This is a genomic window from Microbacterium sp. TW_SC_2, assembly GCF_055361165.1.
This window is the reverse complement of sequence record NZ_CM143952.1, coordinates 2178730-2203721: the sequence shown is the minus strand read 5'-3', so window position 1 is coordinate 2203721 and position 24992 is coordinate 2178730. Positions and strand designations below refer to the sequence as shown.

Here is a 24992-nt window from a genome sequence, read left to right as displayed (position 1 = left end):
CCAGGATTGCGCGAGAATGGATTCCATGTCTTCCACCACTTTCGAGCGCACTCAGCGCGTCGCCGTCCTCGGCGGCGGTCCCGGCGGTTACGAGGCGGCACTGGCCGCCGCACAGCTCGGGGCCGAGGTGACGCTCATCGAACGCGTCGGCGTCGGCGGATCGGCCGTGCTGACCGATGTCGTGCCGTCGAAGAGCCTGATCGCGACGGCGGATGCCGCGGTCGCGATCTCCGAGGCGAGCGACCTCGGCGTGAACTTCTACGCGAAGGGCGAGAACGGCAAGCCCCTCAAGCCCGAGGTCGCGATCAACCTCGCCGCCGTCAACAAGCGACTCGTCGCGCTGGCCGGCCAGCAGTCCGAGGACATGCGCGCCACCCTCATGCAGGCGGGCGTGCGGATCCTCTCCGGCCACGGACGACTCGAGGGCCCCACGGCGATCGTCGTGTCCACGGGACAGGGCGGCACGGACTTCGACCGGATCGAGGCCGACACGATCATCGTGGCCGTCGGCGCCTCGCCGCGCGAGCTGGATTCGGCCAAGCCCGACGGGAAGCGCATCCTGACGTGGACGCAGCTGTACGACATGAAGGCCCTTCCGGAGCACCTCATCGTGGTGGGATCGGGTGTGACGGGCGCGGAGTTCGCCTCCGCGTACATGAACCTCGGTGCGAAGGTCACGCTCGTCTCGAGCCGCGACCAGGTGCTCCCGGGGGAGGACAAGGATGCGGCGAGCGTCGTCGAGAAGGTCTTCAAGCGCGGCGGGATGACCGTGCTCTCCAAGTCGCGCGCCGACAAGGTCGAGGCCACGAAGGACGGCGTGACGGTCACCCTGTCCGACGGCCGCACGGTCGAGGGAAGCCATTGCCTCATGGCGGTCGGCTCCATCCCCAACACCGCGGGCATCGGGCTCGAGGAGGCGGGCGTCGAGCTTGACGATTCCGGGCACGTCCGGGTGAACAAGGTCGCGCGCACCTCGGTCCCCAACGTCTACGCGGTCGGAGACTGCACGAACTTCTTCCCGCTGGCATCCGTCGCCTCCATGCAGGGACGCACGGCGGTGTTCCACGCCCTGGGTGACATCGTGATCCCGCTCGAGCTGATCAAGATCACCTCGAACATCTTCACCGCCCCGGAGATCGCCACCGTCGGCTACTCCGAGAAGGACGTGGAGGACGGCGTCGCCGACGGGCTCGTCTACAAGCTGCCCCTGGCCGCGAACCCGCGCGCCAAGATGATGGGCATCAAGGACGGCTTCGTGAAGATCATCGCGCGCAAGGGATCGGGCACCGTGATCGGCGGCGTGATCGTGGCACCGAAGGCCTCCGAGCTCATCTACCCCATCGCGGTCGCCGTCGAGCGGCGTCTCACGGTCGACCAGGTCTCGCGTGTCTTCGCGGCCTACCCGTCGCTGTCCAGCAGCATCACCGACGCCAGCCGCGCGATGCACCTCGGCTACATCTCCTGACCCGGGCGACACACGAGATACGCGAAAGGCGCCCCACCGCGGTGGGGCGCCTTTCGCGCGTATCGGTGCGGTGTCAGCTGATGGTCAGCAGCTGGTGACCGGCCGACACCGTGCTTCCGGCATCGGCGTTGATGCTGCCCACGACGCCGTCCTTGTGCGCCTGCAGGGGCTGCTCCATCTTCATGGCCTCGAGCACGACCACCAGATCGCCCTTGACGACCTGCTGGCCCTCGGCGACGGCGACCTTGACGATCGTCGCCTGCATGGGCGACTTGACCGCGTCGCCCGCCGCACCGGCGTTGGCGGTGGTGGCGTGGCTGCGGCGAGACGGCGGCACGGCGGCCGGGCGGCCCGCCGTGCCGGCGGCGACCGCGACCCGGTCGGGGAGGCTGACCTCGAGCCGCTTGCCGGCGACCTCGACGACGACCGTGTGGCGTCCTCCGGTGGCGGTGGGAGCCTCGAGCTCGCCGTCCCAGGCGGGGATGTCGTTGTCGAACTCGGTCTCGATCCAGCGGGTGAAGATGCCGAAGCGGCCGTCCTCCGCCGTGAAGGCGGGGTCGCGCACCACCTTGCGGTGGAACGGGAGCACGGTGGGCAGGCCCGCGACCTCGAACTCGTCCAGGGCGCGGCGGGAGCGCTCGAGCGCCTCCTCGCGGTTCTTGCCGGTGACGATGATCTTCGCCAGCAGCGAGTCGAACGCGCCGGAGACCGTGTCGCCCGCGGTCACACCGGAGTCGAGACGGATGCCGGGGCCGCCGAAGGTCTTGAACACGTGCACGGGGCCGGGCTGGGGGAGGAAGCCGCGACCCGGGTCCTCGCCGTTGATGCGGAACTCGAACGAGTGCCCCTGGGGCGTCGGGTCGTCGTAGTCGATCGTCCCACCGGCGGCGATGCGGAACTGCTCGCGCACCAGGTCGATGCCGGTGACCTCTTCCGAGACCGGGTGCTCTACCTGCAGGCGCGTGTTGACCTCGAGGAACGACACGGTGCCGTCGGCGCCGATCAGGAACTCGCAGGTGCCCGCGCCGACGTAGCCGACCTCCTTGAGGATGGCCTTCGACGCGGAATACAGCTGGGCGTTCTGCTCCTCGGTGAGGAACGGCGCCGGTGCCTCCTCCACGAGCTTCTGGTGGCGGCGCTGCAGCGAGCAGTCGCGCGTCGAGATCACGACGACGTTGCCGGCGGCATCCGCCAGGCACTGCGTCTCGACGTGACGCGGCTTGTCGAGGTACTTCTCCACGAAGCACTCGCCACGTCCGAAGGCGGCGACCGCTTCGCGCGTGGCGGACTCGAACATCTCGGCGACCTCGTCGAGTTCGCGCGCGACCTTGAGGCCGCGGCCGCCGCCGCCGTAGGCCGCCTTGATGGCGATGGGGAGACCGAACTCCTGCGCGAAGGCGATGACTTCATCGGCGGTCTCGACGGGACCGGGCGTGCCGGGCGCGAGGGGCGCGCCGACCTTCTCGGCGACGTGCCGTGCGGTGACCTTGTCGCCGAGGGCTTCGATCGCCTCGGGCGACGGGCCGATCCACGTCATGCCGGCGCCGATGATCGCCCGGGCGAACTCGGCGTTCTCGGCGAGGAATCCGTAGCCGGGGTGCACGGCGTCTGCGCCGGCGCGGCGGGCGACGGAGAGGATCTTCTCGATCTGGAGGTAGGTCTCGGCGCTGGTCGAGCCGCTGAGGGCATAGGCCTCGTCGGCGAGACGCGTGTGCAGAGCATCGCGATCCTGGTCGGCGTAGACCGCGACGGAGGCGATTCCCGAGTCCCGAGCGGCGCGGATGATGCGTACGGCGATCTCGCCGCGGTTGGCGATGAGCACCTTGGCGATAGCAGGCATGGTTGCCAGCCTAGCGAGATCGGCCCCGATCCCTTTGACGACTCTCCACAAGAAAGGCGTCGAAACGTGGAGCAGGTCCTACGACTCAGCGCGGCTGCGACGGGGTCCAGAGTGCCGTCCAGGTGACACCGAGATCGGCCGCGAGGCGCCGGACGGTGGACAGCGACATGCCGACCACGGTGGAGGGATCGCCGTCCACGCGGGTGATGAATGCTCCACCGAGGCTGTCGACCGTGAAGGCTCCGGCGACGTGCAGCGGCTCACCGGAGGCGACGTAGGCCGCGATCTCTGCGTCGCCGATGTCGTCGGCGAAGGTGACGGACGCCTCGGCCGTGGCGGTGGCCTCCACCGGTGCGACACCGGGGGAGACGCGGAACACCGAGTGCCCGGAGTGCAGGATGCCGGTGGCCCCACGCATCTCGTGCCAGCGCCGCGTGGCCTCCTCCGCCGTGTACGGCTTTCCGTAGACGCGGCCGTGCAGCGCGAACATCGAGTCCCCGCCGATCACGATGCCGTCGAAGGTCGGGTCCTCGGCGGCGAGGCGTCGTGCGACATCCGCGGCCTTGGCCCGCGCCAGCAGCAGGACGAGCTCGGCAGGCGGGAGCTCCGCGCCGGCGTCCTGCGCCGCAGCCGCGGCGACGGCGTCCTCATCCACGTCCGGAGCGAGTGTGAGCGGCTCGATGCCCGCCTGTCGCAGCAGCATCAGACGGGCGGGAGACGTGGAGGCGAGGCAGACGCGCATGTGCACCACCGTATCCTCGAAGAATGACTTCTTCCCCTGCCGACGTGCTCGAACTCGACATCACCGGAATCGCCCATGGCGGCACGTTCGTCGCGCGGCACGAAGGGCGCGTCGTCTTCGTGTCCGACGCGATCCCCGGCGAGCGCGTGCGCGCCCGCCTGATCGATCCGCAGGACGAGGCGGCGGAGTCCCGCAGCTTCTGGCGCGCCGAGACCGTCGAGGTGCTCGACGCCTCCCCGCACCGCCGCCCGCACATCTGGGCGGAAGCCGATGTCTCGCGAGACCCTGCGCAGCGCCCGGGCGGCGCGGATCTCGGACACATCGATCTCGCCCACCAGCGCACGCTGAAGAAGCAGGTGCTCACCGAGGCGTTCGAGCGTTTCGCCGGCGGAGGGCTCGAGGTTCCGGACATCGAGCCGGTCGATTCCAGCGACGGCACGGGCTGGCGCACCCGCATGACCCTGCATGTCGACGATGCCGGCAACGTCGGGCCGTACGCGGCACGCAGCCACCGGGTGATCCCCGTGACCTCTCATCCGCTCGCCCGCCCGGCGGTCGCCGCCGCGGCGCTGCGTCTGCGCGGTGGTGAGGCCGGTCGCATCGACCTGGTGGAGCCGGCGGACGGCGAGGTGCGCATCATCCGTCATGAGGACGGCGCGAAGCCCGAGCGGGGTCGCGGCGGACGGCGCCCCGAGCCCGAGGTCGTCCATGAGATGGTGGGCGATCGGCGTTTCGAGGTCGACGTCCGCGGTTTCTGGCAGGTGCACCCGCGTGCGGCCTCCGTGCTCGACGGCGCCGTCTACGGCATCCTCGACGGCCACGTGGAATCCGATGCCGTGCACTACGACCTCTACGGCGGTGTCGGGCTCTTCGCCGCGACGCTCGCCGATCTCGGCGGGGAGAAGATCGTCAGCGTCGAATCGAGCAAGCGTGCCACGCAGCACGCGCAGGCGAACCTCGCCCCACTCGAGATCTCGGCCGTGACCGCCCGTGTCGACCGCTTCCTGCACGGCGTGACCGACAAGCACAGCACCGGGGCGATCGTGCTCGACCCGCCCCGGGCCGGTGCCGGACGAACGGTCGTGGAGGGCGTGCACGCGCTCTCGCCCGAGGCGATCGCCTACGTCGCCTGCGATCCGGTCGCGCTCGCGCGTGACCTCGGGACGTTCCGCACGCTCGGCTGGCAGGTGAAGACGCTCCGCGCCTTCGACCTGTTCCCGCATTCGCACCACTTCGAAGTGATCGCGCTGCTCACGCGTTGACGTGCGGAGACATCGAGGCGGCGTGCCGTGCGGCGGACTCACTAGGCTGGGCGGATGAGCACGGTCGCCCTCATCGATGATCACGAATCCGTTCGCCTCGGTCTCGAGGCGGCGTTCGCGCGCGACTCTCAGACCGTGGTCTTCTCCGGGAGCTCGGTGAGCGCATACCTCGACTGGCGTGCCGCGTCGGGTACCGCCTCCGCCGAGGTGGTCGTGCTCGACCTCACGCTGGGCGACGGATCGACCGTGACCGAGAACGTCCGCCGGCTCGTCGACGACGGGGCGAACGTCGTGATCCACAGCGTCGCCGATCGACCGGCCGCGGTGCGCGAAGCCCTCTCCGCCGGTGCCGCCGGCGTCGTCAGCAAGTCGTCCGCGCTCGACGACGTCCTCGACGCGATCCGCACGGTCGCCGGGGGAGAAGCGCTCAACAACGTCGAATGGGCGAGCGCCGTCGACGGCGACCGCGACTTCGCGGACGCCCAGCTCTCGACCCGCGAGCGCGAGGTGCTGCGTCTGTACGCCACCGGTCTTCCCTTGAAGGCCGTCGCCGAGCGGCTCGGCGTCGCCTACTCCACCGCCAAGGAGAACATCACCCGCATCCGCGTGAAGTACGTCGAGGTGGGACGCCCCGCTCCGACCAAGGTCGATCTCCTGCGCCGCGCCATGGAGGACGGCATCGTCGAGACCGACGGTGATCAGAGTGGCCACTGAAGCCCTCAGCATCCGCGAAGCCTGGAGCAAGATCCCGTCTCCCGGCACGGCGGAGACGGAGTTCGAGCGCTTCACGGGAAAGCGCATGGAGCGCATCCTGGCGACGGTCGTCGCGATCGGCTCTGCGGTGCTCGGGACCCAGGCGTTCCTCGCCGCTCTCGGCGCGATGTCTCACGGCGACATCCCGCACATCATCGTGGTGGTCTTCGTCAACGTCCCCCTCGTCGCGATGCTCATCGCCTGCATCGTGGGGCGCGGCGTGCGCATCGCCGCGGGTGCCTTCGCGATCGCGTACCTGCTGGCCCTCGCCGCCTGGCCGACCGTGGTGTCCCCGGGGGTGGCGGGCGATCAACCGTGGATCTTCTTCCTCGTCAACGTCGGCGTCGTCGCCGCGATGCTGGCGTTCCCCGTGCGGATCCAGTTCGCCTGGGCGCTCGCGATGCCCTTCGTCTACGGGTACGTGCGCCTGGTGCAGGGCGGATTCGCCACCGACTTCTGGCTGACGACCGCCTTCGACGTCTCGTTCACGCTGATCCTCGGCATCGTCATCATCTCCCTCGGGTGGATGTTCCGTTCCGTGGCTTCCGGCGTCGATGACGCGAGGGGGCGCGCGGTGGCCTCCTATGCCTCCGCGGCGGCGACAGCCGCGGCGGAGGAGGAGCGCATCGCGATGTCGGCACTCATGCACGACAGCGTTCTCGCGGCGCTCATCGCCGCCGAGCGCGCCGAGAGCGAGCGCGCCAGGGAACTGGCCGTCGCGATGGCCCGAGAGGCGCTGACCCGACTGGCGAACACCGAGGCCGCCGTCGCCCAGGAAGGCAGCGACGAGCCCGTCGGGGTCACGCAGATCGTCTCAGAACTGCGCCGCGCATTGTCGGAGCTGGGCGCGGATGCGCTCGTCGAGGAGTGCGGTGGGGTCGGGCTCATCCCCGGTCGCGCTGCGCGGGCGCTCGTGCTCGCCGCCCGGCAGGCCATCGGCAACGCCGTCTCGCATGCGCAGGGGCGCGGCCTCCACATCATCGCCACGGCGCACGGGGACGAGGGCATCGCCGTGACGATCTCCGACACCGGACCGGGGTTCGACATCGACACGATCGGGGAGGACCGTCTCGGCATCCGGGCATCGATCATCGCGCGGATGGCGGGCGTCGCCGGCACGGCCGACATCGACTCGGGTCCCGAGGGCACGACCGTGACGTTGGGATGGGAGCGCTCGTGAACCGCACCGTGCGCAGTGTCGCGACCTCCCTCGCCGTCGGATTCACGCTGTACTTCGCCGCGCGGTCGATGTGGTGGGTGCCTCAACCGACCTCGCCGCTGCTCATGGTCTCGGCGATCCTGATCTTCGTGCTGGTCGTCAACACCGCGATCCTCTGGAAATCCGCCGCCTCCGTGCGGATGCCGATGTGGGTGGGGTGGCTCGCGCTTGCCGCGAGCGCCGTGATCCCCGCGCTCGTCACCCTGGCGATGGACGAGTCCGCCCGCACCGCGCCGTTCGCCACGTCCTACATCGGCGGCCTGGGGGTGCTGGGCGTCGTCTGCATCGTCCGCCGACGGTTCTGGATCGGCTGGGGCACGCTGATCCTGCTCGTGGCCTCGTCGGCGGCCTATCTCGGCATCGGGGTGGCTCTGAACCTCGGACTCGTCGGATCGATCATGTGGCTGGTCATCGCCCGCCTCCTGGTGTTCTTCTGGGACCGTGCGATCCGCGACACCGAGCGGCTGGCGGAGATCCAGCAGGCGGTGTCCGCCTGGCACGCGACGCAGCTGGTGCGTCAGCGCGAGCGGCGCGTGCGCACCCAGTTCGCCCTCGCGGTCGCCGGGCCCGTGCTCGGGCGTGTGGTGGCGTCGCGAGGAGGGCTCAGCGAGGAGGAGCGCCTTCAGGCTCGGCTCGCCGAGGGACGGCTGCGCGACGAGCTGCGCGGAGCCGATCTGCTCAACGACGACGTGCGCGATGCGATCGAGGATGCGCGTCGGCGCGGCGTCGCCGTGACCGTGTTCGACGAGAGCGGGCTCGACGGGGTCGACGAGGACCGTCGCTCGGCGATCAGGGACGAGCTGGCCATCGTGGTGGCGAGTGCGCGCTCCGGCCGCCTGATCATCCGCTCCTCCAGCGACCCGCGAGTGGCGGTGACGGTGGTCGGACGGGCTCGGTCGGGATCGTCCTCGGACGATGACGACGTGGATCTCTTCCACGAGATCGCGCGCGAGGCGCCGGCGGAGTGATCGCCGTTCCCTGTCGGACGTGGCCGGGGGCAGGCGTGAGCCGGGGATGAGAAAGGCGAGGGGCGGCGAATCCGCCCACCCCTCGCCGGTGCGGTGCAGTTACCCGAAAACTGACCGCAGTTGACCATTCATCGTCTATCTACCCTGTGACAGAGAGAACAGTCGAACGCGAAGCGTCCCCTTTAGTCTGCTCGATCGACCAAAGGCTGTCTGTAGGTATTTTGGGGGACATATTCTTCCCGTCGGTGAGCAGCAGCATTCCGATATGAGGGATGATGAGTCATGGGAATCCGCCGCGGTACCAATCTCCCCCGCATGGGAGATTTCAACCAGTCCGTCATCCTCGAGGCCATCCGGCGATCAGGGTCCGGGCTGAGCAGGACGGAGCTCGTCGAGCTGACCGGTCTCTCCGCGCAGACGGTGACGAACATCACACGACGACTGCTCGCCGCCGATGTCATCGAGGAGGCAGGCCGCACGATCAACGGCCCGGGCAAGCCGCGCGTCACGCTGCGACTGATCGCCGAGAGCCGCTACTCGGTGGGCGTGCATCTGGATCCCTCCGTCCTGACCTTCGTGCTGCTCGACCTCGCCGGGGCGGTGGTACAGCATCGCGTGATCCGGACCCCCTCGCAGGACCCCCGCCGAATCGCGGATGCGATGGCCGCCACGATCGATGCGCTGATCGACGGCGCCCGGATCGACCGCAGCCGTATCGCCGGCGTCGGCGTCGCGGCTCCCGGCCCCCTGGACGCCGAGGGCGGCACCGTGATCGATCCGCCGAAGCTGCTCGGCTGGCGGCGCGTTCCGCTGCGCGCGGTGTTGGCGGAGGCCACGGGATTGGACGTCACGCTCGAGAAGGACACCACCGCGGCCGCCGTGGGTGAGCTGTGGATGCAGCACGGCACGCCGGACGATTCCTTCGTCTTCATCTATCTCGGCACCGGCATCGGTTCCGCCGTCGCGCGTGACGGGGACGTCGTGCGCGGGAGCACGCACAACTCCGGAGAGATCGGACACATCACCGTCGACCTCGACGGCCCTGCCTGCTTCTGCGGCTCCCGCGGCTGCGTCGAAGTGGTCTGCACGCCGCAGGCGATCGTGGAACAGGCCGAGCGCGCCGGAGTCTTCACCGACGAGCGGCAGTCGGACGATGCGGAGACCATCGACGCGCGCTTCACGGAATTGTGCGCGCGGGCGGACGCCGGGGATGCCGTCGCCGTCGCCGTCGTGCGTCAGGCCGCCGCCTCCCTCTCGGTGTTGATCGCCGCTCTGACGAACATGCTCGACGTTGATCGCGTGGTGCTGGGAGGCCCGTTCTGGTCGAGGATCTCGGCGATCTACCTGGAGGAGCTGCCCGGGCTGCTCGACGGCAAGAGCGCGACCCGGGCCCTGCGATCGATTCCCGTCGACGGGACCGTCGTGGGGGACGAGGTCGGCGCGATCGGCGCGGCCTGCGTCGTGCTGGATTCGGTGCTCACGCCCCGCACCTCGGCGCTTCTCCTCGAATCCTGAGCGTCTCGCCGGTCCCACCGGCGCCACGCGCCGCGCGCGAAGGGGAGGTCAGCCCGAGAAGCGTCCCCAGGGGATGTCGCGCCGGAGCGGTGCGCGCAGCGGACGCGCCGTGCGCATCCACGCCGAAACACGCGGCACCTCCGCGACGGCCTCCGCCGACTCGCTCGCGTAGGCATCGCTGACGACGGCGATCAGCGCGGCGAGTTCCTCTTCGGATGCCGTGCCCCGCGTGATCTCGAGCGTCAGCGGCTGCTCGTCGGGCTGCGCGCTCACAGCGGGATGTTCCCGTGCTTCTTCGGGGGGAGCGAGGCCCGCTTGCCGCGCAGGGCGCGCAACGACTTCGCGATCGAGACGCGGGTGTTCGCCGGCTCGATGATGCCGTCGAGTTCACCGCGCTCGGCAGCGAGGAACGGCGACGCCACGTCGTACGTGTACTCGTTGGCGAGACGCGTGCGGACGGCGGCGACGTCTTCTCCGGCCTCCTCGGCCTTCTTGATCTCGCCGCGGTACAGGATGTTGACCGCGCCCTGCCCGCCCATGACCGCGATCTCCGCAGTGGGCCAGGCGAGGTTCACGTCGGCGCCGAGCTGCTTGGAGCCCATCACGATGTACGCGCCGCCGTAGGCCTTGCGCAGGATGACGGTGACCAGGGGAACGGTGGCCTCGGCGTAGGCGTACAGGAGCTTCGCGCCGCGGCGGATCACGCCTTCCCACTCCTGGTCGGTTCCGGGCAGGTAGCCGGGCACGTCGACGAGAGTCACGATCGGGATGGAGAACGCGTCGCAGAAGCGCACGAAGCGGCTGGCCTTCTCGCCCGCTTGGATGTTCAGCGTTCCGGCCATCTGGGACGGCTGGTTGGCGATGATGCCGACGGAGCGGCCCTCGATGCGCCCGAACCCGATCACGATGTTGGGGGCGAACAGCGGCTGCACCTCGAGGAAGTCGCCCTCGTCGACGACGTGCTCGATGACCGTCTTGATGTCGTACGGCTGGTTCGCGGAGTCCGGGATGATCGTGTTCAGCGTGCGATCCGCGTCGGTGGTCTCGAACTCGAAGACACCCTCGTACGACGGCAGCTCGGCCATGTTGTTGTCGGGGAGGAAGCCGAGCAGGGTGCGTGCGTAGTCCAGCGCGTCATCCTCGTCCTCGGCGAGGTAGTGCGCCACACCGGATCGCGTGTTGTGCGTGTAGGCGCCGCCGAGCTCCTCCATCCCGACGTCTTCGCCCGTGACCGTCTTGATGACGTCGGGGCCCGTGACGAACATCTGGCTGGTCTTGTCCACCATGATCACGAAGTCGGTGAGAGCGGGCGAGTACACCGCGCCGCCGGCCGCCGGGCCCATGATGATCGAGATCTGCGGGATCACGCCGGACGCGCGCGTGTTCAGGCGGAAGATCTCGCCGTACTTGCCGAGGGCGACGACGCCCTCCTGGATGCGGGCGCCGCCGGAGTCCAGGATGCCGATGCACGGCATGCCGCCCGCGATGGCGAACTCCATGATCTTGATGATCTTCTCGCCGGCGACCTCGCCGAGCGATCCGCCGAACGTCGAGAAGTCCTGCGAGTACACCGCGACCGTGCGTCCGTGGATCGTGCCGACGCCCGTGACGACCGAGTCGCCGTAGGGACGCGAGCGGTCCATCCCGAAGGCCGTCGTGCGGTGCCGCACGTATTCGTCGAACTCGACGAAGCTGCCGGGATCGACGAGCAGTTCGATGCGCTCGCGCGCGGTCATCTTGCCCTTGGCGTGCTGCTTCTCCTGCGCTTTCGCCTCGGCGTCGACGACGGCTTCGGTGTAGCGAGCGCGCAGATCCGCGATCTTGCCGGCAGTGGTAAAGAGGTCGGGCTTGTCCGTCACGGATTCCACCCTAGCGTCGCTTCGACGCCGTCCGTTGGATGCTCGCCACAACGGGTCACGTGATCCTTTGGCGAGTCCGGGGGAGAGTCAGCGGGGTGCGTCCGCGCGAGTGACGTCGTCGCCGATCCCCGGCGGCAGCGCGTGGTCGCCGAGCGGACGGTCGGCGATCTCCGACGGCGTCTCCTCTTCGTCGCGCCCGCGCCGAGTCGTCAGCGCGCCCACTTTGCGACCCGCCCACCCCACGCCGCGCACGGCGCTCCCGGCGGCCCCGGCGACGGCTGCCCCGGCGAAGCGCGCGCCGCGCAGCATTCGAAGCTCCGCCTTCTCCGCGCCGGGGACCGGCTCCAGCTCGAGCGGGAAGTCGACGGGTGCAGCCCCGAAGGCGCGATGGGAGGTGGTGAGCACGCGACGGCCCAGGATGTGGTTGCCCGCGCCGCCGACCGCCGCGCCGACCCCGAACGGGAGCGCCTTCCCCAGGAACGAGGCTCCGCCCCGTGCCGCGAACTGCTTCACGAACATCTTCTTGAGCTGGTCGACGAGGGGACCGACGGCGGCACGCGGCATCGACTTCGTCACCAGCTCACCCCAGTACGAGGAGCGGCTGGCGCCGCGTCCCGCGACCTGTCCGGCGAGCTGGCCGACCAGGTCGACTCCCTCCTTGCCGAGCATGAGGGTCATCACGAGGGCGCGAGCGCGGTCCGGATTCGCGATCGCGATGCCGTGCACCTCGGCCACCGACTGTGCGAAGAGCGCGGTCGATTCGACGAAGCCCACGGTCTCGACGCCGGAGAGCGCCAGCGTGATGCCGGTCCCGATCCCCGGCACGACGGCGGTCGCTCCGACCGCGGCGCCGCCGGTGGTGACGGCGGCGAGGTAGCGGCGTTCGAGGATGCGCACGATCTCGGCGGGCGTCGCGTGCGGATTCCGCAGACGGATGCTGCGGATGTGGGCCAGCACCAGAGGCCGCTGGATCGACAGCACGCGGTCGAGTCCGCGCACCATCATCGGATGCTCGGGTGAACCGGTCGGCGGCAGGCCACCATCCCACGGCGCATCGTCCGGGAGGGAGTGGATCTTGTGTACCTTGGCTGCCATGCCTTCGATCCTATGGATCGGACCCGCGAATACGCCGGGAGCCGCACCCCGAGATGAGGGGTGCGGCTCCCGGCGTTCAGCGTACGGAGACGGATTCAGACGAAGAGGTTCGCGCGCTCCAGGTCTTCCGCGAAGTCCACCTCGACGGCGTAGAGATCGGAGACGTCCATCGGCTCGAGGAGCAGCCCGTCCTCGGCGATCGCGAGCTCCAGGCCGCGCTCGAAGTAGTCCTGATCCTCGACGCGCTGCAGCTGACGCATGAAGGCGCGCTTGTTCGACGAGGAGATGTAGTTGATGCCGACGGCCTCGCCGAGGCCGCCCTTGACGGTCTTGGAGAGCTCGTTGATGAAGCCCTCGGCGGTGACCGTGTACTTCACCTCTTCGTCGCTCACCTTGGAGGTGTTGACGGTGACGAAGGACTGGTCGCGCTCGATGAACGCGGCGGCACGGCCGAGGATCATCGGGTCGAAGACGACGTCGCCGTTCATCCAGAGCACGCCGCTCTTGCCGGTCGCCGCGAGCGCCCGCAGGAGGCTCTTCGAGGTGTTCGTCTCGTCGTAGCGCTCGTTGTGCACGTAGTTCGCGGCCGGGAAGGCCTCGATGATGGTCTCGGCGCGGTAGCCGACGACAGCGGTGATGCGAGCATCGGAGCCGAAGGCGGCGCGGATGTTGTCGTGCTGCTGACGCATGATCGTGCGTCCGTCGCTGAGTTCGGTGAGCGGCTTCGGCAGGGCGCGGCCGAGGCGCGAGCCCATGCCTGCGGCGAGAATGACGGTCTGAAGAGTCACGAGTGCTCCTAAAAAGAAAGTGCGTTAAGGGCCGGTTCATCGGCCGGACACTTCTTCGTGCCGAGTTCATGGTAGCGATGTCGGCTGGGAACCCCCGGGTGAGGGGGGTCCCGTTGCCGTTTCGTGACCGAGTACACACCGGACACCCAGGGTCGGAGCAACGCTCAGAACACGCAGATCCGGTGTGACTTGATCCAATTGTCGCGCGAAACCTCGGGTTGTCGCCACCGGTTGATACCGTAGAACGGTGACTTCCTCCCCTGACGACCGCACCGACCAGGTGGACCATTCCGAGAACCCGACGACAGGTGCCGAGGCGCAGGATGCCGTGAGCAGGGCGACGCCCGCGAACGAGGCCGCGCCGGCGTCCGCGGGCGCCCGCCCGTCGGCTCCGAAGACTCCGGCGAAGAAGACTCCGGCGAAGACACCGGCGCGCAAGGCACCGGCGAAGATGACCGGGGTGACGGCGGCTGGGGCGCGCAAGGCCCCGGCGAAGAAGGCTCCGGTGAAGACGGCCGCGGCACGTCCCGCCGCCGGGCGTCCGAGCGTGAAGGCCGCGGCAGACAAGGCTGCTCCCTCGGCCGACGTGGTGATCGCGCCCATCGAGATGCCCGCCGCGCGTGCGTCCTCGACCGCGACTGCCGCCCGCACCGCTGCGGTGCGGAACAGGCCGGCCAAGGCCGGCTCCACGAAGCCCGCGGCATCCGAAGGCTCGGGGCCCACGTCTTCCGCCGCGGCCAAGACGACGGCCGCGAAGACCACCGCGGCCAGGACCCCGGCAGCGAAGACGGCGGCCGCCAAGACAGCGGCGGCCAAGACGACTGCGGCGAAGACGGCGGCGGCGAAGACGACCGCTGCGAAGACGACCGCGGCCAAGGCTGCGGCGGCGAAGGCCTCCGCGGCCAAGTCGGCTCAGCGCACCACGGCGGCACGGTCCGCCTCGGCGAAGGCGGCTGCAGCGAAAGCGGCCGCAGCGAAGGCGGCTGCCGCGAAGGCGGCCGCGGCGAAGGCGGCGGAAGAGGCGCAGACTGCAGAGTCCTCCGCAGATCTGATCGATGCGGCGGGCGATGTCCGCAGCGAGACGGGGGCGAGCACGCCCGCGGAGACGGCGGCACCCATGCGCGATGAGATCGACGGTCAGGACGACGCCACCACGGTCGTCGAGGCTTCGGACGCGAGTCCCGAAGCGGTGGTCCCCGGCGACGTCGAGAAGCCCGCGGAGGCGGCTTTGACCACCCCTGAACCGGTCATCGAGACCGCCGAGGCTCGTGACGAGGTTGTATCTCCCGAGGTCATCGAAGCTCCCGAGGAGGCCGTGTCTCCCGGAGAGTCGGTGTCTCCCGGAGAGACCGTGTCTCCCGAGGAGGACGGGGGATCTCCGGCCGACGAGACCGAGGTCCTCGATCCGCTCTCCGGTGCCCTTGCGGACCCGGCGGAGCCGGTGGACGCGGTCGCGACCGATGCGGCGGCGATCAGCATCCGCGGATTGGTGAAGCACTTCGGAGACAACCATGCCGTCGACGGCATCGACCTCACGGTGCCCGCCGGTTCGTTCTACGGCATCGTCGGCCCCAACGGCGCCGGCAAGACGACCACTCTCTCGATCGTCGCCGGACTTCTCCGCGCCGACTCGGGTTCCGTGTCGATCTGCGGCATCGACCAGGCGACGCAGCCCCTCGCAGCGAAGCGGGTGATGGGCGTGCTGCCGGACCGGCTGCGGACCTTCGATCGCCTCACCGGGCGGCAACTGCTCTACTACTACGGCCTCCTGCGCGGTCTCGCATCGAGCGTGATCGAGAAGCGCACGGCCGATCTCGCCAGAGCCTTCGACCTCGGCGAGGCCCTCAGCCGCGTCGTCTCGGACTATTCGGCCGGCATGACGAAGAAGATCATGCTCGCCGGCGCCATGATCCACTCGCCGCGCGTGCTCGTGCTCGATGAGCCCTTCGAGTCCGTCGACCCCGTGTCGTCCGCGGTGATCCTCGAGATCCTGCGCGCCTACGTCTCGCACGGCGGCACGGTCATCCTGTCGAGCCATGGCATGGATCTGGTCGAGCGGGTGTGCTCGCGGGTCGCCATCATCGTCGGCGGTGAGGTGCTCGCCGAGGGCACGATCGACGAAGTGCGGGCGGGACAGACACTCGAGGCTCGCTTCGTCGAGCTCTCCGGCGGTATCGGAGAGGTGGAGGGGCTCGAATGGCTGCACATGTTCTCCGACTGAGATTCGCCCTGCTCGTCGGCTCACTGCGCGGCGAACGACGCGTTCGCACACTGATCACGTTCGCGGCCGTGCTCGCGGTCACCGTCGCCGTGTGCATCGCCGTGCTCTCGCTCGCTGACGCCCCGCTCGCCGCGGGTCGCACCGTGGCCGTGCTGGGTGGTTCCGCCGTCCTGCTCGGCTTCCTCGTCGGGCCGGTGCTGATCGGCTCGATCGATCAGCTCGATCCCCGACGTTTCGCCGTCTTCGGGGTAGACGAGCGGCGGATGCCCTGGGTGCTGGTCCTGGCCGCCTTCGTGAGCGTCCCGAGCCTCGCCCTGCTCGCGGTCTACATCACGGTGTGCATCGTCGCCGTCCGATCGGGCACACCGTGGGCGCTCGCCGTGCTCATGACGCTCGTCGGCGCCGTCACCACGGTCCTGATCGCCCGCGTCGGGATGGCCCTCAACGCCCTCTTCCTGCCGGAGCGCCGCTCTCGCGAGCTCACGGCGCTGTTCGCCCTCGCGCTGATCGTGGTCGCGTTCCCCGTCGCGGTGTTCTTCGCCTCGATGCGGTGGGACGGCGAGGTCCCGGCTTCGCTCGACTCGCTCACGGATGCCTTCGCCGTCAGCCCGCTCGGAGCGACTCCCGGATTCCTCTTCGAGGTCGCGGCCGGCGACTCGGCCGGAGCGTGGACGAGTGGGATCGTGGCCGTGCTGACGGTCGCGGGTCTCTGGGCGTTGTGGACCTGGCTGGTGCGGCGACTGCTCACGACCACCGAGCGACCCGTCGCCGCGCGCGAACGCACAGGGCTCGGCTGGTTCGGGCTGCTCCCGTCCAACGCGTTCGGTGCGATCGCCGCGCGCAGCCTCGTGTACTGGCTGCGCGATCGTCGCTACATCATGAACATCATCGTGGTGCCGGTCGCGGGCGTCCTGACCGTGTTCCCACTGCTCGTCGCCGGGGTGCCGCTGGAGATCGCGGCGCTGATCCCGGTGCCGGTGATGGCGCTGTTCTTCGGGTGGCTGCCGCACAACGACGTCGCCTACGACTCGACCGCGCTGTGGACGCACGTGGCCAGCGGCGTGCGGGGTGTTCCCGATCGTCTGGGCCGCCTGGTCCCCGTCTTCCTCGTCGCCCTCCCGGTGCTGGCGATCGTGATCCCCCTGTCGCTGCTCACGATCGGCGACTGGCGTCTCCTGCTGCCGCTCACCGGACTCGCCGCGAGTCTGCTGTTCTCGGCGCTGGGCATCTCGAGCATCGTGTCCGTCGTCGCCCCCTATGCGGTCTCGCGCCCCGGCGACAGCCCCTTCCAGCAGCCGCAGCGGCCGACCTCGCGCGGCGCGTTCGGGCCGGCATCGGCCTTCCTCGGCGCGATCGTGTGCAGCATCCCGACGATCTGGCTCTTCGCGGCCGCGATCGTCGAGGGATCGCAGTTCGTGGTGCTCACCCTGTGGGTCGGGATCGCCGTCGGACTGGTCGTCCTGACCATCGGAGTCCTCATCGGCGGTCGCATCTTCGAGCGCAGCGGAGAGCGCCTCATGGAGTTCGTCGAGACCGCGTGAACACCGCCCACACCGCCGCGGGCGCGGCTAGACTCTCGGGATGAGTACTCCGCTGGACAGCCCCGATCAGGGTGGCGTGACAACGCTTGATCGCGAACTGGAAGAGCTTCTCCGCGAGGAGAACCTGGAGCCCGGGGACCACGAGCGCTTCTCGCATTACGTGAAGAAGGACAAGATCCTCGAGTCGGCCATCACCGGGAAGCCGGTGCGTGCTCTCTGCGGCAAGAAGTGGACTCCGGGGCGCGACCCGGAGAAGTTCCCGATCTGCCCCACCTGCAAGGAGATCTACGAGTCGATGATGAAGTGACGGACTCCGTCCGCCTCACTCATCCGGCGTCGACGTAGACCGTCGGGATCGCCGGGTCCGACTTGCTCAGAGCCAGCGCGCGCACGGGAAGCTCTTCGCGCACACGCAGGTGATGCTCGCGGGCGGCGCTCGTACCCGCCGGGCCCTCGAACGACGCGTCGATCTCTCCACCCTCCGCGAAGGTGACCTGGAGCGGACGCCCGTCGACATGCTCGGCGGGGGAGTCGAGCGTCTCGAAGCCGTCGGCGACCAGGATCGTCTCCGCGGTGGCCACTCCGTCGCTGAGCGTGCGGAAGGCGGCCTTGCGCCCGCCGTGGGAGGCCTTGTCGGTCGAGGCCTTCGCCACGCCGACCCAGGAGCCGTCGGCATCCTGACGTGCGACCAGCTTGTAGACCATGCTCGCGGTCGGGTATCCCGAGCCGGTCACGACCGAGGTGCCGACGCCGTAGGAGTCCACCGGGGAGGCGGCGAGAGCCGCGATCGCGTACTCGTCGAGGTCGCTCGTCACGGTGATCCGCGTGCCCGTCGCGCCGAGCTCATCCAGCTGTGCGCGCACCTCCGCGGCGACGGTCGGCAGGTCGCCCGAGTCGATGCGCACTCCGCCGAGTCCGACACCGGCGACCCGGATCGCCGTCTCGACGCCGGCGCGGATGTCGTAGGTGTCCACGAGGAGCGTGGTGTCGGTGCCGAGGCTGTCGATCTGCGCGCGGAAGGCCTGCTCCTCGGTGTCGTGCAGCAGCGTCCAGGAGTGCGCGGCGGTGCCCATGGTGGGGATGCCCCATTCGCGCCCGGCCTCGAGGTTGCTCGTCGCGCGGAAGCCGGCGATGTAGGCGGCACGGGCAGCCGCGACGGCCGACCGCTCGGCTGCGCGGCGCGAACCCATCTCGGCCAGCGGGCGCTCACCCGCGGCGATGCTCATGCGAGAGGCGGCGGTCGCGACGGCGGAGTCGTGGTTCAGCACGCTCAGCGCGAGGGTCTCGAGCACCACCGCATCGGCGAACGAGCCCTCGACGGTCAGGATGGGGGAGCCGGGGAAGTAGAGCTCGCCCTCGCGGTAGCCACGGATCGAGCCGGTGAACCGGTATCCCTCGAGATAGGTGAGAGCGGCGGCATCCACGATGTCGTTGTCGCGCAGGAAGCGCAGCTCGTCCTCGCCGAAGCGGAAGTCGCGCACCAGGCTCAGCAGGCGTCCGGTGCCGGCGACGACCCCGAATCTGCGGCCTCCGGACAGGCGCCGGGAGAAGAGTTCGAAGACGCTCGGACGTGATGCCGTGCCGTCGCGGAGCGACGCGGCGAGCATCGTGAGTTCGTAGCGATCGGTGAGCAGCGCCGTCGACGGGGTCATCCGCTCAGCTTAGTGAGCGTCGCGAAGCTCGGCGTGCGCCCCGCGCGCGGCCCCTGAGCGAGCGCAGCGAGACGAAGGGTAGGCTGGTGAGTCATGAATGACGCACCGATCGGGATCTTCGACTCCGGCGTCGGCGGGCTGACGGTCGCACGGGCCATCCGTGCCCAGCTGCCCCGCGAATCGTTCGTGTACATCGGCGACACCGCCCACTCGCCCTACGGGCCGAAGCCGATCGCCGATGTGCGTCGGTACTCTCTCGAAGTGCTCGACACCCTGGTCGACCAGGGCGTGAAGATGCTCGTGATCGCCTGCAACACGGCCTCGGCGGCGATGCTGCGCGACGCACGCGAGCGTTACGACATCCCGGTCGTCGAGGTCATCGGCCCGGCTGTCCGGCGCGCGGTGTCCACCACGCGCAACGGACGCGTCGGCGTGATCGGCACGGTCGGCACCATCGGGTCCCGCGCGTACCAGGACATGCTCGAGGTCAACGAGCGGCTGCGCGTGTTCACGGCGGCGTGCCCGCGGTTCGTGGAGTTCGTCGAGGGCGGGATCACCGGGACGCCGGAGGTGCTCGCGGTCGCCGAGCAGTATCTCGCGCCGCTGCGCGAGGCCGACGTCGACACCCTCGTGCTCGGCTGCACCCACTACCCGTTCCTGCGCGGTGCGATCAGCTACGTGATGGGCGAGGGCGTGACCCTCGTGTCGAGCGACGACGAGACCGCGGGCGACGTGTACCGCCAGCTCGTGCGCGGTGACCTCCTCGCGTCGCCGGATGCCACGGCCACCTACGTCTACGAGGCGACCGGAGACTCCACCGCGGAGTTCACCGCCCTGGCGAACCGTCTCATGGGCCGCGAGGTGCGCGACGTCCAGCTGGTGCAGACGGGCGTCATCACTCTTCCCGGCGCGCGCCCCGAGCCGCTCTGACCGCGCCGCGGCCGTCACTTTCCACCCGAAGCCCCACCCGAACGAAGGACACCCATGACCGACATCGTCCGCGCCGACGGCCGCTCCATCGACCAGCTCCGCGAGGTCACGATCGAACGGGGGTGGAGCGCTCACGCCGAGGGCTCTGCGCTGATCAGCTTCGGTGGCACCAAGGTGCTGTGCACCGCCTCGTTCACGAACGGCGTGCCGCGCTGGTTGACCGGCAAGGGCAAGGGCTGGGTCACCGCCGAGTACTCGATGCTGCCGCGGGCGACGAACAGCCGCAATGACCGCGAGAGCGTGAAGGGGCGCATCGGCGGGCGCACGCATGAGATCTCGCGTCTGATCGGCCGGGCGCTCCGTGCCGTCGTCGACACGAAGGCGCTGGGCGAGAACACGATCGTGATCGACTGCGACGTGCTGCAGGCGGACGGCGGAACCCGCACCGCGGCGATCACGGGGGCGTACGTCGCGCTCGCCGACGCGATCGAGTGGGGTCGCGAGAAGAAGTTCATCGGCAAGAACGCGACGCCGCTGCGCGATTCGGTCGCCGCGATCTCCGTCGGCATCATCGACGGAGAGCCCATGCTCGATCTGGCATACGTCGAGGACGTGCGCGCGGAGACCGACATGAACATCGTCGTCACGGGCCGCGGCCTGTTCGTCGAGGTGCAGGGCACGGCCGAGGGTGCACCGTTCGACAAGCGCGAACTCGATGCCCTGCTCGAGCTGGGTGTCGCCGGATGCGCGACGCTCAAGGAGCAGCAGCAGGCCGCTCTGGCGGCCGAGTGATGAAGGTCGTCCTCGCGACGCACAACGCGCACAAGGTCGCGGAGTTCCAGCAGATCGTCGCGCAGTCGCGCCCCGACCTCGAGATCGTCGGCTACGACGGCCCCGAGCCTGTGGAAGACGGCCTCAGCTTCGCGGACAACGCTCTGATCAAGGCGCGGGCGGCCGCCGCGCACACGGGTCTGACCGCACTGGCCGACGACTCGGGCATCTGCGTCGACGTGCTCGGCGGAGCTCCCGGCATCTTCTCCGCGTACTGGGCGGGTCAGAAGAAGGATGCCGCGGCCAACCTGGAGCTGCTGCTGGATCAGCTGCACGACATCGCCGACCCGCATCGCACCGCGCACTTCACCTCGACCATCGCCGTCGTGACCGCCGACGGCGCGGAGCACGTCGTGGTCGGCACATGGCCGGGACGACTCGCGCACACCCCATCGGGTGGGGGCGGCTTCGGCTACGACCCGATCTTCATCCCCGACGGTCAGCCGGCGGGCGAGGAGCGGACCGTGGGGGACTTCACCGCCGACGAGAAGCAGTCGCAGTCGCACCGGGCCCGGGCCTTCGACGAACTGGTACCGCTCCTCGCCACGCTCTGAGGCGTCTCGAGTTCTTCAAGGCTGCGGCCGATGAGGCGAGACGGCCTTGCGCTGACCCGCGGACGATGCCGGGGTCCGTCAGGACGCGCTCGGAGGACGCCACCGACGCGCGACCCCTCAGACCCACTCCCCGGAAGAGGGCTGCGGCACCCCCTCCCACCGCCCGAAGGGATGGGACCTAGGACCCGCATATGAGGTTCTTGCGGATCGTAGTGTCGCCGCAACACGTCGGATCATCCCGAGACGACGGACACACACGCGGGAGTAAGTCATGAGCTTTTGGGCGAATTTCTGGGACATCATCGGATGGTTCTTCTCCGCTTTCATCTTCATCGCGTACTTGATGGTCCTCTTCTCGATCGTCGGCGACCTGTTCCGCGATCGGGCCTTGAACGGATGGCTCAAGGCGCTGTGGGTCGTCTTCCTGGTCGCCGTTCCCTTCCTGACCGCGCTCGTGTACCTCATCGCGCGTGGACGCGGCATGGCCGAACGCCAGTCGCAGGAGATCAAGGCGGCTCGCGAGGCCAGCGACGCCTACATCCGTGACGTCGCCGGTTATCGGCCGGCCGAGGAGATCAGCAGGGCCAAGGCGCTGAAGGATGCCGGTGACATCAGCGACACCGAGTATCAGGCACTCAAGGGCAGGATCCTCGCCCACGCCTGATCGAGTACAGAAGAGGGCGGGCCCTCCTTTCTCGGAGGGCCCGCCCTTTTCTGCACCCGGATCGATTCCTCAGGGGGTGACGATGGCGAAGTCGGGGTCGACGGGCGCGAGCAGCGAGAGCAGTTGTCCGAGGTGCGCGACGTCGCCCTCGATCCTGATGGCGCCGGACTCCACGGCGGAGGACAGCTCGATGTTCTGGGTGATGAGCCCGATGAGGATGGGGCGAGTCACATGGAACGTGGTCGTTCCCGGAACCGCTGCCGGCACGCGGTGATGGTTGAGCGCGCCGTTGCGGAGTTCGCACACGTAGGCCGTGTTCTCGTCGGTGATCACCCACGAGAGGACGACCCGGTGGTCCCAGGCGCGGGGGCCGTCGACGCGCACGGCGATGCTGTCGAAGATCTGGGACACGGACAGCGCTCCGAGCAGGTCGCTCGACGCGGCCGCGACCGGTGTTCCGAAGGACCCGTGGCGCAATTCGTGGGCACCGGCGAGATAGGCGCTGCGCCACGTGCCGTTCTCGCACCCGAAGGCGAGTTGTTCGAACGCATCCGCCTGCAGTTCTCGCGCCTGCGGGTGGTCGGGATCGGCGAACAGCACGTGGTCGAGCAGCTGGGCGACCCACCGGTAATCCCCGTCGGCGGAGGCGGTCGCGGCGCGCGCGACGGCGGCATCGACACCACCCATCGCCTCGACGTAGCGTCGCGCCGACTCAGCGGGTGGGTGAGGCCACAGCCGTGCGGGGTCGCCTTCGTACCAGCCCAGGTAGCGCTGGTAGACCGCCTTCACGTTGTGGCTGAAGGACCCGTAGTACCCGTGCGTGTGCCACGCCGCCGCGAGGGCCGGGGGAAGTTCCAGCGTCTCGGCGATCTCTGAGCCGACGTATCCCTGGTTGATCATGCGCAGGGTCTGGTCGTGGAGATAGAGGTACATGTCCCGCTGCAGTGCCAGGTACTCGACGGCGCGCGTCCGGCCCCAGGTCGGCCAGTGATGCGAGGCGAACACCACGTCGAGGTCGTCTCCCCAGAGGGTGATGGCCTCGGTGATGTACTGCGCCCACGCACGGGCGTCGCGCACGAGGGCGCCGCGGATCGTGAGCACGTTGTGGAGCGTGTGGGTCGTGTTCTCGGCCATGCAGACCGCGTGCGCATGGGGGAGGAAGAAGTTCATCTCGGCAGGGGCCTCGGTGCCAGGGGTGACCTGGAAGACGATCCGCACGCCGTCGAGCACGAGTTCCTGACCGGTGTGGGTGATGTCGACGGTGGGGGCGATCAGGGTGGCCTCCCCGGTGGAGGTCGTCTGCCCGAGGCCCGCGCCGATCTGCCCGGCGGGTCCCTTGGCGACGGCCGCGCCGTACATGTAGCCCGCTCGCCGTGCCATCGCGGTTCCGGCGTAGACGTTCTCGCTGATCGCGTGTTCCATGAACCCCTCGGGGGCGATCACCGGGATGCGGCCGCTCGCCGCGTCCTCCGCGGTGATGATGCCTTTGACCCCGCCGAAGTGGTCGATGTGGGAGTGGGTGTAGATCATCGCGACGACGCGGTGATGCCCGCGATGCTCGGAGTAGAGGGCGAAGGCGGCAGCGGCGGTCTCCCGCGTGAGGAGGGGATCGACCACGATCACACCGGTGTCGCTCTCGATCAGGGTCATGATCGAGAGGTCGTAGCCGCGGACCTGGTAGATGCCGGGGGCGACCAGGAACAGGCCGTCCTTGCTCAAGAGCTGGCCCTGGCGCCACAGGCTGGGGTTCGCGGTGTCGGGCGCCGGCCCGTCCAGGAAGGCATAGGCGTCGAGGTCCCACACCACCCGTCCGTCGGCGGCACGGATCTGCCGGGCGGTGCTGCGCGCGATGAGTCCGCGTTCGGCATCGATGAAATCCTGTCGGTCGTGGAAGGGGAACGACGCGGTGGACTGTGCGATCGCGCGCCGAGTCGCCTCGGTGGCAGAAGAGGACGAGGTCATGCCCGGATGCTGCCACGCTCGGCGGCCTCGATCCGGGCCTTTGGTCCTCAGGCGCGCGACGTCCGCGTCGAGCATCCGTCCGACGGCGATCCGCGCGGGCGGTCGCTGCCCTGCTCCTGCTGGTGATGATGGTTCTCGTTACCCTTCCCGACTAGCCGAAACCGGCCATCACCGGGGGAAAGCCGGTCTAGCCTTGAGGCATGCACGATCACGCTCCCGCCGCCGGCGGCATCCGCTCGGCGGGGCACCGTCGTCTGCTGACGATCTCGCTGTGCCTCACGGCGACGATCATGCTCGTGCAGGTCGTGGGGGCGGTGCTGACCGGATCGCTCGCGCTGCTGGCCGACGCCGCGCACATGTTCACCGACGCCTCCGCGCTGCTGATCGCGCTGATCGCGGCGGCCGTGGCCGCGCGCCCCGCTGATGACCGCCGCACGTTCGGCTATCAGCGCGCCGAGGTCTTCGGTGCGCTGATCAACGCCGTCATCCTCATCCTCCTCGCGGGCTGGGTCGGTGTCGAAGCCGTGGGGCGTCTGATCGATCCGGGCGAGGTCGAGGTCGCCGGCTCCCTCATGCTCATCGTGGCGACCATCGGTCTGGTCGCCAACGCCGTCTCGATGTGGCTGCTCAGCCGGGCGCAGCGCACGAGCATCAACGTGCGGGGTGCCTATCTCGAGGTCATGGGCGACCTGATCGGCTCGGCCGCGGTGATCGTCGCCGCGATCGTGATCGTGACGACGGGGTGGATGCCGGCGGATGCCATCGCGTCGCTGTTCATCGCCGTGATGATCATCCCGCGGGCGATCACGCTGCTGCGCGAAGTGTTCTCGGTGCTGTCGGAGTCGGCGCCCCAGGGCACGGCCGTGAAGGACATCCGTCAGCACCTCCTCGGCTACGACGGGGTGGTCGGGGTGCACGACGTGCACGTGTGGCAGCTCACCCGGGGCGCTCCGGTCTTCAGCGCACACGTCATCGTCGACCCCGCCCTGTTCGCGGAGGGACGCACGTCCCTGCTGCTCTCGGACATGCAGGGCTGTCTGGCCGAGCACTTCGACGTGGCGCACTCCACGTTCCAGATCGAACCCGCCGAGCAGTCCGACTGCGAGCCGCACCACGCCTGACGCCGTCGTG

At 69.4% G+C, this 24992-nt stretch carries 22 protein-coding genes; 14 read left to right on the top strand and 8 right to left on the bottom strand.

What is annotated here, in order from left to right; translation table 11 throughout:
- Positions 1 to 16 precede the first annotated feature (16 nt).
- Positions 17 to 1465, top strand: coding sequence for an NAD(P)H-quinone dehydrogenase (locus ACWA14_RS10460; protein ID WP_463793120.1), 1449 nt, complete (start codon positions 17 to 19; stop codon positions 1463 to 1465).
- Between the two features lie 73 nt (positions 1466 to 1538).
- Here the strand turns inward: ACWA14_RS10460 and ACWA14_RS10455 are convergent, their stop codons facing one another.
- Entirely contained in the window at positions 1539 to 3305 is a 1767-nt protein-coding gene (locus tag ACWA14_RS10455) for an acetyl/propionyl/methylcrotonyl-CoA carboxylase subunit alpha (RefSeq protein WP_463793118.1), read from the bottom strand.
- A gap of 85 nt (positions 3306 to 3390) precedes the next feature.
- Positions 3391 to 4047: a Maf family protein gene (locus ACWA14_RS10450; protein WP_463797427.1), complete on the bottom strand. Its 657-nt coding sequence runs from the start codon at positions 4045 to 4047 to the stop codon at positions 3391 to 3393.
- Positions 4048 to 4070: 23 nt separating this feature from the next.
- Here ACWA14_RS10450 and ACWA14_RS10445 point away from each other — a divergent pair, with 23 nt between their 5' ends.
- The 5 genes from ACWA14_RS10445 (at position 4071) to ACWA14_RS10425 (ending at position 9764) form a co-directional block, all read left to right on the top strand.
- Entirely contained in the window at positions 4071 to 5309 is a 1239-nt protein-coding gene (locus ACWA14_RS10445; RefSeq protein WP_463793116.1) for a class I SAM-dependent RNA methyltransferase, read from the top strand.
- 54 nt (positions 5310 to 5363) lie between these two features.
- Positions 5364 to 6023 carry a response regulator gene (locus ACWA14_RS10440; protein ID WP_463793114.1) on the top strand — a complete coding sequence of 220 codons (660 nt, stop codon included), beginning with the start codon at positions 5364 to 5366 and terminating at the stop codon, positions 6021 to 6023.
- Positions 6013 to 7242 (top strand): sensor histidine kinase, encoded by a 1230-nt coding sequence (locus ACWA14_RS10435; protein WP_463793112.1) that lies wholly within the window; start codon positions 6013 to 6015, stop codon positions 7240 to 7242. Before ACWA14_RS10440 ends, ACWA14_RS10435 begins: the two co-directional genes overlap by 11 nt.
- Complete coding sequence (locus ACWA14_RS10430; RefSeq protein ID WP_463793110.1) at positions 7239 to 8249, top strand: hypothetical protein; 1011 nt, start codon at positions 7239 to 7241, stop codon at positions 8247 to 8249. Before ACWA14_RS10435 ends, ACWA14_RS10430 begins: the two co-directional genes overlap by 4 nt.
- A 315-nt stretch (positions 8250 to 8564) precedes the next feature.
- A complete protein-coding gene (locus tag ACWA14_RS10425) occupies positions 8565 to 9764 on the top strand; it encodes an ROK family transcriptional regulator (protein WP_463793108.1) in 1200 nt (399 codons plus the stop codon).
- A 48-nt stretch (positions 9765 to 9812) separates the two neighbouring features.
- Here the strand turns inward: ACWA14_RS10425 and ACWA14_RS10420 are convergent, their stop codons facing one another.
- From ACWA14_RS10420 to ACWA14_RS10405, 4 genes are all read right to left on the bottom strand, one after another.
- On the bottom strand, positions 9813 to 10037 hold the full coding sequence (locus tag ACWA14_RS10420) for an acyl-CoA carboxylase subunit epsilon (RefSeq protein WP_463793106.1): 225 nt from the start codon (positions 10035 to 10037) through the stop codon (positions 9813 to 9815).
- Positions 10034 to 11623, bottom strand: a complete 1590-nt coding sequence (locus ACWA14_RS10415; RefSeq protein ID WP_463793104.1) for an acyl-CoA carboxylase subunit beta — start codon at positions 11621 to 11623, stop codon at positions 10034 to 10036. Before ACWA14_RS10415 ends, ACWA14_RS10420 begins: the two co-directional genes overlap by 4 nt.
- Before the next feature lie 87 nt (positions 11624 to 11710).
- A complete protein-coding gene (locus ACWA14_RS10410) occupies positions 11711 to 12718 on the bottom strand; it encodes a hypothetical protein (RefSeq protein ID WP_463793101.1) in 1008 nt (335 codons plus the stop codon).
- A 95-nt stretch (positions 12719 to 12813) separates the two neighbouring features.
- The gene (locus ACWA14_RS10405; RefSeq protein ID WP_463793100.1) at positions 12814 to 13506 is read right to left on the bottom strand and encodes a phosphocholine cytidylyltransferase family protein; all 693 of its coding nucleotides are present in this window, start codon (positions 13504 to 13506) and stop codon (positions 12814 to 12816) included.
- Positions 13507 to 14800: 1294 nt separating this feature from the next.
- On the opposite strand from ACWA14_RS10405, the gene ACWA14_RS10400 reads away from it, so the two are divergent.
- The 3 genes from ACWA14_RS10400 to ACWA14_RS10390 are packed head-to-tail and all read left to right on the top strand — an operon-like array spanning position 14801 to position 17575.
- On the top strand, positions 14801 to 15727 hold the full coding sequence (locus ACWA14_RS10400) for an ABC transporter ATP-binding protein (RefSeq protein WP_463797425.1): 927 nt from the start codon (positions 14801 to 14803) through the stop codon (positions 15725 to 15727).
- On the top strand, positions 15703 to 17268 hold the full coding sequence (locus ACWA14_RS10395) for a hypothetical protein (protein ID WP_463793098.1): 1566 nt from the start codon (positions 15703 to 15705) through the stop codon (positions 17266 to 17268). Before ACWA14_RS10400 ends, ACWA14_RS10395 begins: the two co-directional genes overlap by 25 nt.
- A gap of 40 nt (positions 17269 to 17308) precedes the next feature.
- The gene (locus tag ACWA14_RS10390) at positions 17309 to 17575 is read left to right on the top strand and encodes a DUF3039 domain-containing protein (RefSeq protein WP_463793096.1); all 267 of its coding nucleotides are present in this window, start codon (positions 17309 to 17311) and stop codon (positions 17573 to 17575) included.
- 19 nt (positions 17576 to 17594) lie between these two features.
- Here ACWA14_RS10390 and ACWA14_RS10385 read toward each other — a convergent pair whose 3' ends face one another.
- The gene (locus tag ACWA14_RS10385) at positions 17595 to 18920 is read right to left on the bottom strand and encodes a nicotinate phosphoribosyltransferase (RefSeq protein ID WP_463793094.1); all 1326 of its coding nucleotides are present in this window, start codon (positions 18918 to 18920) and stop codon (positions 17595 to 17597) included.
- A gap of 93 nt (positions 18921 to 19013) precedes the next feature.
- On the opposite strand from ACWA14_RS10385, the gene murI reads away from it, so the two are divergent.
- The 4 genes from murI to ACWA14_RS10365 all read left to right on the top strand — a co-directional run bounded on the left by murI (position 19014) and on the right by ACWA14_RS10365 (position 21899).
- Positions 19014 to 19850: a glutamate racemase gene (gene murI, locus ACWA14_RS10380; RefSeq protein WP_463793092.1), complete on the top strand. Its 837-nt coding sequence runs from the start codon at positions 19014 to 19016 to the stop codon at positions 19848 to 19850.
- Positions 19851 to 19904: 54 nt separating this feature from the next.
- Positions 19905 to 20642: a ribonuclease PH gene (rph, locus tag ACWA14_RS10375; protein ID WP_463793091.1), complete on the top strand. Its 738-nt coding sequence runs from the start codon at positions 19905 to 19907 to the stop codon at positions 20640 to 20642.
- Positions 20642 to 21235, top strand: a complete 594-nt coding sequence (rdgB, locus tag ACWA14_RS10370) for an RdgB/HAM1 family non-canonical purine NTP pyrophosphatase (RefSeq protein ID WP_463793089.1) — start codon at positions 20642 to 20644, stop codon at positions 21233 to 21235. Before rph ends, rdgB begins: the two co-directional genes overlap by 1 nt.
- A gap of 271 nt (positions 21236 to 21506) precedes the next feature.
- Entirely contained in the window at positions 21507 to 21899 is a 393-nt protein-coding gene (locus tag ACWA14_RS10365) for an SHOCT domain-containing protein (RefSeq protein ID WP_463793088.1), read from the top strand.
- Positions 21900 to 21968: 69 nt separating this feature from the next.
- Here the strand turns inward: ACWA14_RS10365 and ACWA14_RS10360 are convergent, their stop codons facing one another.
- Entirely contained in the window at positions 21969 to 23861 is a 1893-nt protein-coding gene (locus ACWA14_RS10360) for an alkyl/aryl-sulfatase (RefSeq protein WP_463793087.1), read from the bottom strand.
- Positions 23862 to 24061: 200 nt separating this feature from the next.
- Between ACWA14_RS10360 and ACWA14_RS10355 the strand changes: the two genes are divergently transcribed.
- On the top strand, positions 24062 to 24982 hold the full coding sequence (locus tag ACWA14_RS10355; RefSeq protein ID WP_463793085.1) for a cation diffusion facilitator family transporter: 921 nt from the start codon (positions 24062 to 24064) through the stop codon (positions 24980 to 24982).
- The last annotated feature ends 10 nt before the right edge of the window (positions 24983 to 24992 follow it).